At 43.2% G+C, this 14,326-nt stretch carries 10 protein-coding genes; 4 read left to right on the forward strand and 6 right to left on the reverse strand.

Annotated elements, in window-relative coordinates; genetic code table 11:
* Positions 1–2 precede the first annotated feature (2 nt).
* The 3 genes from G509_RS0108550 to G509_RS0108560 all read right to left on the reverse strand — a co-directional run bounded on the left by G509_RS0108550 (position 3) and on the right by G509_RS0108560 (position 2,140).
* Positions 3–809 (reverse strand): undecaprenyl-diphosphate phosphatase, encoded by an 807-nt coding sequence (locus G509_RS0108550; protein ID WP_026991142.1) that lies wholly within the window; start codon positions 807–809, stop codon positions 3–5.
* Positions 810–818: 9 nt separating this feature from the next.
* The gene (locus tag G509_RS21735) at positions 819–1,130 is read right to left on the reverse strand and encodes a DUF3098 domain-containing protein (protein ID WP_081663273.1); all 312 of its coding nucleotides are present in this window, start codon (positions 1,128–1,130) and stop codon (positions 819–821) included.
* 137 nt (positions 1,131–1,267) lie between these two features.
* A complete protein-coding gene (locus G509_RS0108560; protein WP_026991143.1) occupies positions 1,268–2,140 on the reverse strand; it encodes a cell division protein FtsX in 873 nt (290 codons plus the stop codon).
* Positions 2,141–2,325: 185 nt separating this feature from the next.
* On the opposite strand from G509_RS0108560, the gene G509_RS0108565 reads away from it, so the two are divergent.
* Positions 2,326–6,090 (forward strand): DUF559 domain-containing protein, encoded by a 3,765-nt coding sequence (locus tag G509_RS0108565; RefSeq protein ID WP_026991144.1) that lies wholly within the window; start codon positions 2,326–2,328, stop codon positions 6,088–6,090.
* A 390-nt stretch (positions 6,091–6,480) separates the two neighbouring features.
* Here the strand turns inward: G509_RS0108565 and G509_RS0108570 are convergent, their stop codons facing one another.
* Positions 6,481–7,188 carry a LytR/AlgR family response regulator transcription factor gene (locus G509_RS0108570; RefSeq protein WP_026991145.1) on the reverse strand — a complete coding sequence of 236 codons (708 nt, stop codon included), beginning with the start codon at positions 7,186–7,188 and terminating at the stop codon, positions 6,481–6,483.
* A 163-nt stretch (positions 7,189–7,351) separates the two neighbouring features.
* On the opposite strand from G509_RS0108570, the gene G509_RS0108575 reads away from it, so the two are divergent.
* From G509_RS0108575 to G509_RS0108585, 3 genes are all read left to right on the forward strand, one after another.
* Positions 7,352–8,086 carry a hypothetical protein gene (locus G509_RS0108575; protein ID WP_026991146.1) on the forward strand — a complete coding sequence of 245 codons (735 nt, stop codon included), beginning with the start codon at positions 7,352–7,354 and terminating at the stop codon, positions 8,084–8,086.
* Positions 8,087–8,110: 24 nt separating this feature from the next.
* On the forward strand, positions 8,111–8,791 hold the full coding sequence (locus G509_RS0108580; RefSeq protein WP_026991147.1) for a hypothetical protein: 681 nt from the start codon (positions 8,111–8,113) through the stop codon (positions 8,789–8,791).
* Between the two features lie 145 nt (positions 8,792–8,936).
* Positions 8,937–9,638, forward strand: a complete 702-nt coding sequence (locus G509_RS0108585; RefSeq protein ID WP_026991148.1) for a zinc metallopeptidase — start codon at positions 8,937–8,939, stop codon at positions 9,636–9,638.
* A gap of 182 nt (positions 9,639–9,820) precedes the next feature.
* Here G509_RS0108585 and G509_RS0108590 read toward each other — a convergent pair whose 3' ends face one another.
* Positions 9,821–10,291 (reverse strand): Lrp/AsnC family transcriptional regulator, encoded by a 471-nt coding sequence (locus G509_RS0108590; protein WP_026991149.1) that lies wholly within the window; start codon positions 10,289–10,291, stop codon positions 9,821–9,823.
* 329 nt (positions 10,292–10,620) lie between these two features.
* Positions 10,621–14,325 (reverse strand): TraB/GumN family protein, encoded by a 3,705-nt coding sequence (locus G509_RS0108600; protein WP_026991150.1) that lies wholly within the window; start codon positions 14,323–14,325, stop codon positions 10,621–10,623.
* Between the last annotated feature and the right edge of the window lies 1 nt (position 14,326).

A 14,326-nucleotide genomic window follows, 5' to 3' on the forward strand; every position in this document is an offset into this window, starting at 1 on the left:
TGTTATTTATAAATGGAAAAATAGGCCAAAAGTGCAGCACCTACAATAATACGGTAGTAGCCCCAGGGCTTAAAACCGTATTTTTTAATAATGCCAATAAAGCCTTTAATAGCAATAATGGCCACTACAAAAGCAATAACGTTGCCCAGTAAAAACAGCTTAAGGTTGTCGCCCTCCAAAAGCATGGTGTAGCCTTTAACCTGGTTAGGGCCATATTCTTTTAAAACTATCGAATATACCGTAACCGCAAGCATGGTAGGCACCGCAAGAAAAAACGAGAATTCGGCGGCAGCCTCGCGGCTAAGCTTTTGCTGCATACCCCCAATTATAGAGGCTGCAGAACGGCTGGTGCCCGGCATCATGGCAAGGCATTGCCAAAAACCAATGGTAATGGCTTTTTTAATAGTAATATCTTCTTCTTTAAAAATTTGAGGTTTTTTAAAGTAGTTGTCTATAAACAATAGTACCACACCACCAACTATAAGCATAATGGCGATAGGAATGGGGTCGCCCAGGGCTTCGTCTATCATATCGTCAAACAATTTGCCCAGTAAAAGTGCGGGTATAACGGCGCAGGCCAGCTTAACGTAAAAGTTGATACGGGTAAAATCGAAAAACTTTTTCCAGTACAGGGCAACAACGGCAAGTATGGCACCAAACTGAATGGCTGTCTGAAACAGCTTTACAAATTCATCGTCCTGTATGCCGTAATACGAACTCACAAAAATCATGTGTGCCGTACTCGAAACCGGCAAATATTCGGTTAGCCCCTCTATAATGGCAAGAAAAATGGCCTGTATAAAATCCATCTATAAATGTTATTTTTTAAAATTCTTGATGGCTTTATCTTCCGGAAAAGGCTCTGTAGTAGTGGTGTCTATAGTTGCCTCTGTAGGGTTTGGGTTTTTTATGATAGCATAAATAGTAACACCAAAACCAATAAGCACTACGGTAGGGGCAAGGCGAATGCGCCTCCAGTTAAAAATGGCATCGCTAAATACTTTAGGATCATCGCTACCGCCGCCGGACATTAGTATAAAACCAAGGGCAATAACACCAAGGCCTATAAGTAATATTTTATAGTTAACCTTTTCGAAAAGGAAATGGGTTTTTATTTCGTTATTTTTCACTTTATGAATTTGTTTAAAGTTTCAGGTTTAATGTTTAAAGTTGCCACGCTTGTAGTGCTTACCGCTAACTTTACTCGAACGTTTACTATCTTCTGTCTACACCGTCAGTCTATCATCTATTATCTCTCATCTAATCTCTAATAAAGATCATCCGTTCTTAAATTCAAAAATCGCTGTGTGGCAAAAAAGGTGCTTATCATGGCAATGATAATCCCAAAAGCCAGTACACCGGCCAGTACAATGGCGGTAGGTATCCAGTCTTCCCAAATATTTAATACCGGGAAAGCCCCATCCAGCCAGTACACAATGTACACCAGGGCGCCCATTGCCAGTATGGCACCAATAAGGCCCAGTTTAATACCTTTCCAGATATACGGGCGGCGGATAAACGATTTTGTAGCACCTACCATCTGCATGGTTTTAATGGTAAAACGGTGCGAATAAATACTAAGCCTAAGTGCACTGTTTATAAGCAGCATGGCAATAAAAGCCAGTACACCGCTAAGTATAAGTATATAAAAAGTAATGGTTTTAATATTTTCGTTGGCAAGGTCTACCAGTACATTGTCGTAGCTAACATCGCCCACGGCAGGGTCAGAGCGCAGCTCTACCTCAATATCTTTAATGCTGTCTTTCTGCACAAAATCGCCTTTAAGGTGAATATCGTACGAATCCAGCAGTGGGTTCTCATCCAGCATAGTATCATAATCCTTCATCAGTTCCGGATTATTTTTAACCGCATCTTCTTTAGATACAAACACATAATCTTTAATGTAGGCCGAGTTTTGCAGGCGGGTGCCAAAAGCCTGGGTAGTACTATCGGTAGCTTCGCGTTTAAAATAAACCGTCATGGGTATGTTTTCTTTAACGTAGCCCGAAATCTTATCGGTGTTAATAACAAACAGGCCCAGTGCGCCAAGAAGGGTTAGTACTATAAAAATACACAGCACAACAGAAAAATACGAAGAAATTACGCGTCGTTTCTGGAATTTTTCAAAAGATGATGCCATAGGAGATCTTAATTTAGCCGTAAAAATAAATAAACTATTTCTTTCGTCATAGTTTATAACGGGCAAAGTTTTTACATTCGTACAATAACCGTAAATTTGTGCCACAAAGGTGCTGAGGTGCTAAGTTGCTTAGGCGCTTAGGGCCTCAGTATCTAAGTACCTAAGACACTAAGCAACTTTAAAGTATGAGATACAACCCTAACGAAATTGAAGCCCGCTGGCAAAAATACTGGGCAGAGGAAGGTACCTTCCGAGCCGAAGCCATATCTGATAAACCCAAATACTATGTGCTGGATATGTTTCCGTACCCAAGTGGTGCCGGCCTGCATGTGGGCCATCCGCTGGGTTACATAGCATCAGATATTTATGCGCGCTACAAACGCCACCAGGGCTTTAATGTGCTGCACCCGCAGGGGTACGACAGTTTTGGCCTTCCGGCAGAACAGTATGCCATACAAACCGGGCAGCACCCGGCTATTACTACAGAGGCTAACATTGCCCGCTACCGCGAACAGCTGGATAAAATAGGTTTTTCTTTTGACTGGGACAGGGAGGTACGCACCTCTAACCCCGAATATTATAAATGGACACAATGGATTTTTATCCAGCTGTTTAACTCATGGTACAATAAAGATACCGATAAGGCCGAGAGCATTTGCACGCTTATTAGCGCGTTTGAGGCCAACGGCAACGCCGGCATAAATGCCGTGAGCGATGATAATATTGCCACTTTTACGGCAGTTGAGTGGAATGCTTACACTAAAGACGAACAGGAAAAACTGTTGCTTAAATACAGGCTTACCTACCTGGCCGAAACCGAGGTTAACTGGTGCCCGGCATTGGGTACGGTACTGGCTAACGATGAGATTGTTAACGGAGTATCTGAACGTGGGGGCTACCCGGTTATCCGTAAAAAGATGACCCAGTGGAGCATGCGCATCTCGGCGTATGCCGAACGCTTTTTGCAGGGCCTTGACACTATTGACTGGAGCGAATCTATAAAAGAAAGCCAACGCAACTGGATAGGTAAATCGGTTGGGGCATCGGTTACGTTTAAGGTAATTGCTAATTCTTCAGACGATTCCAAAGACCTCACCCCTAACCCCTCAGTCCTCTCCCCCAACCCCTCTCCGAAGGAGAGGGGAGCGAGCTCCGACCCCGGGTATTTAACCGGAGACAGTACGATTATTAAAGATTCGTTACAGCACGCTAAGGGTATGCGTAAAGAGCCTACTGAAGCCGAAAATGTTTTATGGGAAGCTTTGCGTAAAAAAAATCTTGGTATAAAATTTAGGAGGCAACACCCAGTAGGTGCTTTTATGGCCGATTTTGTAGCTTTAGAAAAGCGTTTAATTATAGAGGTTGATGGCGGTTACCATACATCCCCGGAGCAAACAGATCTTGATCTTGCCCGCACTTTTGAGTTAGAGCAAAAACACCTTTTTAAAGTAATCAGGTTTACAAATCAGGAAGTTTTAAATGATATTGATACGGTTGTATCTGCAATAAGCGAAACCCTAAGCAACAGGCAATCTTACAAAGATGAGGAGCAGCTGAGTGATGCTACTCCCCCTCCTTCGGAGGGGGCCGGGGGGAGGACAAATGATGCTGCCCCGGGTGAAGCTGCCCCCCTCTCCTTTGGAGAGGGGCCGGGGGTGAGGTCTGATGAGGATAGGTCAGATAATAATATGACGTTAAATAATAACGGCAACCCATCCATCCTTCAGGGCCTTGGTTTAAAAGAATTTTTTGATGATATAACCAGTCCGTTTGACGATGAAGACACCAACAATTATAAGATAGAGGTATTTACTACCCGTCCTGATACCATTTTTGGGGTAACATTTATGACGTTGGCACCCGAGCACGACCTGGTAGCTAAAATAACCACGCCAACGCAAAAACCATTGGTAGATGCCTATGTAGAAGCTACTGCAAAACGCAGCGAGCGCGAGCGTATGGCCGACGTTAAAACCATATCGGGCGTGTTTACAGGCGCGTATGCAGAGCATCCTTTTACAAAGGAACCTATCCCGGTCTGGATAGGCGATTACGTACTGGCGGGCTACGGTACGGGCGCCGTTATGGCGGTACCGGCGGGCGACCAGCGCGATTACGACTTTGCAAGGCATTTTGGCATCCCGATAAAAAATATATTCGAAGGCCAGGATATTTCTGTAGAGGCTTACGGCTCTAAAGACGGTATTAAGCTACAGGACTCCGACTTTTTAAATGGCGATAATTACAAAGAAGCTACCAAAAAAGTTATTGGTGCGTTAGAGGGCATTGGCCAGGGCAAGGGCAAAACCAATTACCGCCTGCGCGATGCTGTTTTCAGTCGCCAGAGGTACTGGGGAGAACCTTTCCCGGTGTATTACGTAAACGGTGTGCCGCAGCTTATAGCTACAGAGCATTTACCGGTGCGTTTGCCCGATGTTGAGAAATATTTACCAACCGAAGACGGCCAGCCGCCGTTGGGTAACTCGCGCGAATGGGCGTGGAGCACTACCGAAAACAAGGTGGTAAGCAACGACCTGATAGACGAGGTAACAGTGTTTCCGTTAGAGTTAAACACCATGCCGGGCTGGGCAGGCAGTTCATGGTACTGGCTTAGGTACATGGACCCGTATAATAAAGAGGCATTGGTAAGCAAAGAAGCCGAAGACTACTGGCAAAATGTCGACTTATACATTGGTGGTAACGAGCATGCTACCGGCCACTTATTATACTCGCGTTTTTGGAATAAATTTTTAAAAGACCGTGGTTTTGTAAACCAGGAAGAGCCGTTTAAAAAACTTATCAACCAGGGGATGATATTGGGTCAAAGTGCTTTTGTTTATGCCCATATTCCACTCTGTGATCTTGTCGAAGGAAGTGAAAATCTTAGCGAAGAAAATCGTAAGGAGATTATTGATTATTGTAATAAATTCAGGATACTTGTTAGTAATTCTCATTATGAAAGACTTCATGAATTTGATTCAGAATTAGAGTCAATATTTGAAAGTGCTTATCAGAAACTATCAAATAGATTTGAGCAAAAATTTGATGGTCATAAAATAAGTTTTGAAAGAAATTTTGAGAATGAGAAGCGATACCCTAAAAATATATATGCAAATACATTACCTTTTCATGTAGATGTTAATTATGTAAATGCTTCTAATGAACTTGACATAGAACTTTTTAAACAAGATGTTCGAAATAAAGATTACGTAAATGCCGAATTCATTCTAAATGAAAACGGTAAATACATTGTTGGTCGCGAAGTCGAGAAAATGTCGAAATCAAAATACAATGTAGTAACGCCTGACTTGATTTGCGAGCAATACGGTGCCGATACATTAAGGTTGTACGAAATGTTCTTAGGTCCGCTGGAGCAGGCCAAACCGTGGAATACTGCCGGTATAACAGGGGTGTCCGGTTTCCTTAAAAAATTGTGGAAGCTGTATTTTGATGATAACGGACTAATTGTTACCTCTAATGAGGCCAGCAAAGAGGCGTTTAAGATACTGCACCGCACCATTAAAAAAACACAGGACGATATAGAGAATTTCTCGTTCAACACCTCGGTCAGCAGTTTTATGATAGCCGTTAACGAGCTTACCGCCATCAACTGCCACGAGCGTACCATACTGGAGCCACTGGCTATATTAATATCGCCCTATGCACCGCACATTGCTGAGGAGCTTTGGCACAGGCTGGGCCACCAGGGTAGCATCTCTAAAGTGCCGTTCCCTATCTTTAATGCAGAGCATCTGGTAGAGAGCAGTAAAGAGTACCCGGTGTCTTTTAACGGCAAAACCCGCTTTAAAATTGAGTTGCCTATGGATATGAGTAAAGAAGAAATTGAAGCCGCCATTATGGCCGACGAGCGTACTGCACAACAGCTAAACGGCCAGGCGCCTAAAAAGGTTATTGTAGTGCCGGGCAAGATTATTAATATTGTTGGGTAATAAACCTTTATTGTCCTCACCCCCAGCCCCTCTCCGAAGGAGAGGGGGGCAGCTACACTCAACCGTGACTGCTGTTTAATGTATAAATTGCAATTCCGAGCTATACCCGTTCCAGGCTCCCCTCTCCTTCGGAGAGGGGCTGGGGGTGAGGTTGTACAGCATTCCCCTCCCTTGGAGGGGTGCCCGTAGGGTGGGGTGGTTAAATCAATAAAAAAAGGGTCGCAAATAATTTTTGCGACCCTTTTTTTATTTTAATCAGAATTTTTGGCACAAAATTTGAAATACATAATACATCTCTAATAGAATTAGATTTAGTTTTTTATATAGTTAGTTTAAGAGAACCAGCTCGATGCCATGAGTTGGTTTTTTTATGCCTTATAGTTTCGTGCTTCAGGATAAGTTGTTTACATCTATCAAAGTCTTAAAACTTCGCCCCAGCGGCAACAGCATATTGTTGTTAAGCAGTACCTCTGTAGCATTAATTTTTTGTATAAACTGCTTTTGTACGGCATAGCTGCGGTGTATGCGCACAAAAGAGCAAAAATGGGTTTCTTTTAATAACGCCCCAAGGTTAGAGAGCACACAATGCCTTTTTTGGGCGGTAACTACAAGGGTATAGTCTTTTAAGGCTTCCAGATATAAAATATCATGAAGTTTGACCTTTACCTGGTCGCGGCCTTCTTTAATGTAAATGGCATCGCCACCCACGCTGGCTTCAAATAACGATGCTTTGTGGCGCATCTCCATAAAATTTTCAATTCGCATTACGGCATCTTCAAAACGGGCAAACTTAACGGGCTTTACTAAAAAGTCGAGCGTATCGAGTTCAAAACTCTCAATGGCGTGCTCCGGATGAGACGATATGTAAATACAAACCGGTACCTCCATGCTTCTCTTTCTAAGTTCGAGTCCGTTTATATCGGGCATATCAATATCCAGAAAAAGTATGTCGGGCATTTCCTTTTCCATAAGCTCCAGTGCCTCTGCCGCCGACTCTACAACGCCCAGCACCCTAAGCTGCGGGTGCCTCTTGGCAAAAGAGTAGGTGGTAAGCCTGTCTACTTCGTTATCATCTACTATAATACAATTGTAAGGCATGTATTTTTATTTTAAAATTAAGTCAAAATATCTTAAAAGCTTGTTAAATACAGGGTTTTAAAGCACGCCCGTCTATTAATTAGGTTGTTGGTATATTGGTAGTTGCGTGGCCGCGGGTTTACAAATAACTTCGGCACATATTACAACTAAAAATACCTATATCATGAAAAAGTTTATACTGGTTTTGGCCGTATTGGCCATGGTTTCCTGCTCTAAAGATGATGGCGATGCTACCGAAGAAGATACCATAATAATAGAGGATGACACTATTACCGAAGACGACAACCCACCTGTTGCGGCCCTGTACCTAAAAACATTTAAGGTAGAACGCCCAAACGAGAATCCGTTAAACATAGAGATCGAATACAATTCGCAAAAACAGGTAGCATCGGTTAACGGTACGGGTACTGTTTTTGATGCGGTTTGCACTTACGAAGCCGGCAAAATTAAAACCATAACCAAAGCAGATGGCGGTTTTGTTTTTAGTTATACCAACAACGTGCTAACATCGGTACTGGTAGATAACGATGTTGTTAATGTAGATTATAACTCTGATAGCAAAACCTATACGTTTAATGAGTGGGGTACCGATTATACTTTAGATGAAAATAACAACCTGGTGCTGGTAAAATATCAGCTTATAGATAATGTTGCAACAACCCTGCTTACTTACGATCTTACCAAACAGGGTGCTATTTACAACCATGCATCGCCCAACAATTTTTTTATTCCGCTGTTTCTGCAATTTATTACTTATGTATCGCCCAATGTACTAAAATCGTACGACGGTTACGATGTGGTAAATACCTTTAACAACGCCGGCCTGCCCACTACTGCCGTACACAAACTGGAGGGTGCAACCATTTTAACAATAACCTATACTTATACCGAATTATAGAATTAAATTTAAATACCAATTACCATGAAAAAGTTTATAATGTTTTTAGCCTTAGTGGCTATGGTTTCCTGCTCTAAAGATGATGATAGCAATAATGTTGCAGAAGATGATGTTGCCGGAGCGCAGCTTTATTTAAAATCGGCTACGGTGCAATATGCAAACGGTAACCCAATAGAAGTGGAGTTTGAATATAATGATGATAAAGAACTGACCGATTTATATCTTGGCACATCGCACTACGAAATTACCTATAAAAACGGTTATGTAAAAACATTTGAAAACGTTAACACCAATTACAAATTTGACTATGATAGCAACAATTTGCTTACCAATATTACAGCCGATGGGGTAGAGCAGGCAGTAGTTTATGATGAACAAGAGCGCAGCTATACTATCGGCGAGGTGGTATATACTGTTAATGAGAATAACGACTTAGCTTCAGCAGCCAATATAGACCAACAAGGCATTTTTATTGGCTATGATGCCGAAAAAAGGGGCGCTATATTTAACTACCCTACCAAAAACCCATTCTGGATTTTTACATTTATTGGAGGCCCGTCGATATTTGCAAATAAGGCCAGTACCACCAATGGCACTACAGAAATTGAAAATACTTTTAATGATGATGGTTATTTAACCAAGGCCGTATACAGGCTGGCCGGGGTACTACAAAACACCATTATATATACGTATGAAGAGTTATAGTTTTTTGGGAGTTTTTCAGGAGAACGTTTTAAAATCCCGCATAATACAAACAATTTGTCCTGACAAAATTTCATTAGAGAGCCGATCTGTAGAGATTGGCTTTCTTTTTGATGTATGGTTAGCAACCAAATAAAAGAAAAGAACGATGATAGGATATTATATATTACTTGGTATTATAGCGCTTGTAAGCTTTGCAGTAAGCGCAAAACTAAAGAGCAAGTTTGAGCACTACTCTAAAGTGCATTTGCGCAATGGCATGAGCGGCGCAGAGATTGCACAAAAAATGCTTACCGATAATGGTATTTACGACGTTAGGGTTATTAGCACCCCGGGCCGTTTGACCGACCATTACAACCCCGCAGATAAAACCGTTAACCTTAGCGAGGCCGTATATAACCAGCGTAATGCTGCATCGGCGGCGGTGGCGGCGCACGAGGTGGGCCATGCTGTACAACACGCTAAGGCATACAGCATGCTGCAACTGCGCAGCAAACTGGTGCCCGTGGTTAGTGTAACGTCGGGTATGTCGCAATGGCTGGTAATTGGTGGCCTTATTTTAGGGGCTGCTTCGGGCATTGGGGCAGGCTATTACATTGCTGTTGCCGGGCTTGTATTTATGCTTATGGCTACCATATTCAGTTTTATTACCCTTCCGGTAGAATATGATGCCAGTAACCGTGCCCTTGCATGGCTTAAAAATAAGAACATGCTAACCCCGCAGGAATACAGCGGTGCCGAAGATTCGCTTAAATGGGCTGCCCGTACGTATGTGGTAGCTGCCATTGGTGCACTGGCATCGTTACTGTACTGGGCATTGCAGGTATTTGGAGGCCGTTCCAGGGATTAAAAACCCCTGTCTATATAATAGTGCGTTAAAAACCGCTTCGGCAATGCCGGGCGGTTTTTTTTTAGAGTTGCAAAGATGCAGAGTTGCAAAGTCGTAAGGTCGAAAGTCATCAAGTCATCAAGTCATAAAGTCGTCCCTAAGCCTTGTCTATCATCTAACGTCTATTATCTCTCATCTCAATACTAAAGCTGTATCTGCCGCTCTATCTGCTGGTCTAACGATATAAACGTTTCTGTGCGCGATACCCCGCTAATGGGCTGTATCTTATTATTGAGCAACTGCATAAGGTGCTCGTTATCGCGGCATATAATTTTTATAAGGATGGACCAGTTGCCTGTGGTGTAGTGGCACTCTAACACTTCCGGAATTTTTTTGAGTTCTTTTACGGCTTCGGGGTTGCTGGAGGCTTTGTCCAGGTAGATGCCCACAAAAGCCATTGTGCTGTAGCCTAAAACCCGTGTATTTACAATAAACTTCGACCCGCTTATTACCCCTGCCTGTTCCAGTTTTCTGAGGCGCTGGTGTATTGCCGCACCCGATATGCCTATTTTAGAGGCTATTTGCAGTATGGGCTTTCGGGCGTCGTCCATCAGGTCGCGAAGGATTTCTTTATCGATGCCGTCTATTTCTATTTGTAGTGAATTTACTTTCATAAGGTTGCAGTTTGAAAGTAAAAATAGGGATTTAGTTTAATATTACTTCTTTTCTTTTGCCTTGATGCAAAAGAAACAAAAAATCAAGGCTACATCTTTTTTAGCTACAAATTATTTCGAACAGGCTAAATCATTTGAACCTGCCTACCGTCAGGCAGGCTTGCTTCGCTTCGAACAGCAAATGATTTTAACGCCTCTTCTCATAATTTGCTTAACGCAAAAAGATGAGGCCGCCTGAGCTTCACTCAAAACCTTGAAACACACCTATATCTGGGGTTGAATTGAGTGTAGCTGTAACCCGCAACTCTAAACCCGCAACCCGAAACCGTTTAAAGCCCTTCGTCTTCAAACCCATCCATACCTTCGTAACGGTTGCTGCGCTTGCCAAAGGTAGCCCTGGCTTTGCCGGAATTGATGGTGGAATCTATAATGGTTTTCTTGTAGTTCTCTATCTCATCCTGATCGGATATTACGCGCGTGCCTACGTTTTTGTAAGCCTGTGCATTAATCCTGTTGCCGTTGTTTACAAAGGCTATGCAAATCAGTTTTTCGTGTTTTTGTCGGTAGCCATAGTCTTCATCATCGGTATTTTTTACTTTAAAGAAATAAAAGCTAACCGAATTTTTACCCGCCTGGGCAATACGCTTTTCATCAAAGGTAACCGAATCTTTTTCGGTGTTTATTTTTGCAAGTGTATATAATGCCGATGTTGCTATCTGCTCATCGGTCACATTTTTTAGCAGGCTTGTTTTCTTTTGGGCAATAAGCATTTTCTGGATCTGGAAAAGCGTTTTTGGGTCGGACAGCAATGCCGCTATCTCTTCATCGTTGGCGTTGTTGTTTTTAATATCCAGGCGCGCCAGTTCCAGGTTGGTATCGTCCATGTTTAGGGCTTTAATGGCTGTAAATACAGCGCTAACCTCTTTATCGCTTTTAAAGGGGTACAGCAACTCCATGTAGCTGGTAAGGTCGCCCGAGGTAGCGTTGCCGTAATAGTAATTATCGTCTCCCGACTCTTTACCTGCCTTGCGGCTCTTAGCCCTTTTTATCTCGAGGCGTGTGTTGGTAAGCAGCATTTTTTTATAGCTCTTTAGCTTCTTTGGGCGAATAGCATCGGCCTCTAAAAGGCTCGCTGTAAAGCTTACAATAGGCTCGTGGTACTCTGGTATGCTGTAGTACTGAAAAACATCCGGGAAAAGCACCGCGCTGTTTTTAGCATCGGCGGCAAAGGTGGCAAACAGGTTAGATACCTCAAAATCATCATCGGTTACGGGCAAATCGTACTCCATCAGCTCTTTTATCTTTTTGTAGCCGGCCTCCGATTCAAATTGCGCCAAAGCTTCTAACACTGCAAACTGTATAATGGTGTTGCTATCGTCGCGCCTGTATTGTTTTTCAAAAAACGGAATAACAGCCTCGTCTTTAAGGTCGCCCAGCTTGCCATACAATTGTGTCAGGGCATTGGTTTCTTCGGGCTTAAAATCAAAGCTCTCTATAAATTCCTGCAATTTAGCACGGTTGGTTTTGGTAATTTGCAATTGCCTTACCGATGCCAGTGCACTGCTGCGAATGCTATCGTACTCGCTGCGGGCATCATCTATAAAAAGTTGCAGCCTGTCGGCAGGTAGTTTTTCTGCCTTAGAGTTGTCTAATAATGTAAAAGAGGCAAACATTTTCTCTACCGCTACATCATCATTGTTATAGTCTTTATCTACAATGGTGCTCAGCATATAGCTGATACCATCGCGGTAAAACGCCTTAAACTTAATGGCCTGTGTGCTCACGGTGCTGGTAACCTTGGCCTCAAACGTCTGGTAGGTGCCCCTGTTTTCGGTTTTTTCGTTAACCAGGGCCAGCTTACCATTTTTGGCAGCCATAAGCTTGTTCCATTGCGACTCCAGGCTGTTAATAATATCCATGCTGTTTTCGGCGTACGCATCAGATGCTGCCGCCTCAATTAGTTCGTCTTCGCTTATATCGATTTCATCGGCAGAAGTATTATCCTCTTCGGTAACGTATTTCCTGATGTCGTTCCACAAAGAATCTACCTCTACACTATGATGTCTGTGGTACTTATGGTAGAAAATTTCGAACGGTTGGCCCGACGGCAGCGTAAATGCCTTAGTGCCGTACTTTTCGTTAAACAGATTATCCTTATCGCCATCGCGGTCGTAAAAATCAGGCAAAATACGGTCGAATTCAAGGTTGGCATTCTCGGCCTTCGGCATGCTTATGCTGTACAGGGCGGTGGTGTCTTTATAGGTTTCGTAAGCCACATTTTCTTTAAACGGCACAATGGCGAACGAGCTAAAGAATTTGCTGCTATTTGCGTCAGGCGCGCCCACACTGCCCAGTAAATAGTATTTGGCACCCTTTATAACCGACTTTAATTTAATGGGCTTAGCGCCGATTTTTGAGGCTGATGTAAACGCCGCCGGGTTGGCAGATAGCCTGGTTTGTGTAGAGTCGATACCCAACTGGTTGTAAAACTCATAGTGCATTCGCTTAAGCTCAAAATTGGTGTCTTCCAGGTTTTCGAGGTCGGTTAAAGTATGCTCTGCCACAAAATAGGTAGCCTTATCGGCAGTGTCATACGCATAATACTCTACGTCTGTAACCGATTTTGAGGTTTCGTTCTGCCCGTAAACAATGTTATAATTGGGCAGGCTAACGCTAAAGCCCCCTTTATTAGGGCTAACAGTAGCCCACTGGGCAGCATCGGCTTTTACTTTTATGTTGCCAAACACCTCTTTTTCAAACTGGCGCACGTAGTTTTTTTCTCCGGCCATGCTAACCACAATAATTTCCAGCGGGGTAACATAGTACCTGTAGTGCTGGGCGTTGCCGGTTTTAGTCACACTTTTAATATCGTACTGGCTATAGGCATCGGTGCCGGTAAAGGTTTTTTCTAAGATCTTACCGGGAATGTTCTCATAAAAAAGGCTGTCTAATGACTGGTGATTGAATGGTTTGTTATCCTTCTTTAAAAAGTCTTTTAACAGCAGGCGTTTCAGGTTAATGTAACCCCCGTTGGCAAGGTCGGGCGACTGCATGTTTTGCCCGGCCTCTATAATAGATGCGTTAAAAACAGGCAGCGACACCATACCATCGGCCGTGGTGTATTGCTTAAATGAGGGTTTTATAAAATAGGCCTCAATGCTTTCTTTTTTGGCCTTGCCACCATCGGTATAACGGTCCATAACCGGTTTAACGGTATAGCCGCGGCTGCGAAGCATTTCTATAAGGCCGCGCCTGCCGGGCAGGTGGGCCGCGCCAACAGCGGCAAACAGGCTGCCGGTTTTAGCCAGCGAGTCGATAGAATGCGCCATAACAATATTACGGTCGTACAGCAGGGTTTTAAGATACGATTCAGACGAGGCCAACGTGGTAAGCGAATCCAGCATATCAAGATCCTTATCGCGGTAGTAATTCATAAGCGCCTCTTCGTAGCCCGTGTTTTTTAATATTTTTTGTAGTGCGGCAGCATTCTCTTCGCGCGGTTTCATGGCACGGGAGTCGATATTCATAATATTGAGCAGCGACGTTTTGGTGTCTTCCAGCCCAACCGTTTTTTTGTTGTATTTGCGCCCGGTACGGTAAATAAACATATCCAGGTAGGTTTCTTCCTGGTACTCTTTTTCGTATTCGTTGGTGCGGAAAAGCAGGTTGTTTATGGTAAAATTATTGGTGCGGAACAGCGGGTACAGATCGTTTTTATCCGATGGTTCCATATAAAATTCCGAATACAATTTATTGGTGCGGTATTTATCCATAGCACCGCCCATAACACTTATAAGGTCCATCCAGGTAGAAGGCTCACTCTCGTTGGCTATAATATCGGCACTAAGCAAATGGGCAAAAAAAGCATCGGATAAATGGTACGATACCTTGTCGCTAACATGCATAGAGCCATACAGGTAGGAGTTTTTTTTAAGTCCGTTACCGGATACCTCCCACAGCAGGCCCTGGTACTTTTTTTCCTGTGCCAGTAACGATGTTATAGAAAATAGCAGTAATAAAGCTAATTTTTTCAAG

It is taken from the genome of Flavobacterium subsaxonicum WB 4.1-42 = DSM 21790 (assembly GCF_000422725.1).
GTDB lineage: Bacteria > Bacteroidota > Bacteroidia > Flavobacteriales > Flavobacteriaceae > Flavobacterium > Flavobacterium subsaxonicum.

Excerpts from the sequence above, each read along its gene's own strand:
- G509_RS0108550 (WP_026991142.1), bottom strand. The coding sequence starts at position 809 with ATGGATTTTATACAGGCCATTTTTCTTGCCATTATAGAGGGGCTAACC.
- G509_RS0108560 (WP_026991143.1), bottom strand. The coding sequence starts at position 2,140 with ATGGCATCATCTTTTGAAAAATTCCAGAAACGACGCGTAATTTCTTCG.
- G509_RS0108565 (WP_026991144.1), top strand. The coding sequence starts at position 2,326 with ATGAGATACAACCCTAACGAAATTGAAGCCCGCTGGCAAAAATACTGG.
- G509_RS0108570 (WP_026991145.1), bottom strand. The coding sequence starts at position 7,188 with ATGCCTTACAATTGTATTATAGTAGATGATAACGAAGTAGACAGGCTT.
- G509_RS0108575 (WP_026991146.1), top strand. The coding sequence starts at position 7,352 with ATGAAAAAGTTTATACTGGTTTTGGCCGTATTGGCCATGGTTTCCTGC.
- G509_RS0108580 (WP_026991147.1), top strand. The coding sequence starts at position 8,111 with ATGAAAAAGTTTATAATGTTTTTAGCCTTAGTGGCTATGGTTTCCTGC.
- G509_RS0108585 (WP_026991148.1), top strand. The coding sequence starts at position 8,937 with ATGATAGGATATTATATATTACTTGGTATTATAGCGCTTGTAAGCTTT.
- G509_RS0108590 (WP_026991149.1), bottom strand. The coding sequence starts at position 10,291 with ATGAAAGTAAATTCACTACAAATAGAAATAGACGGCATCGATAAAGAA.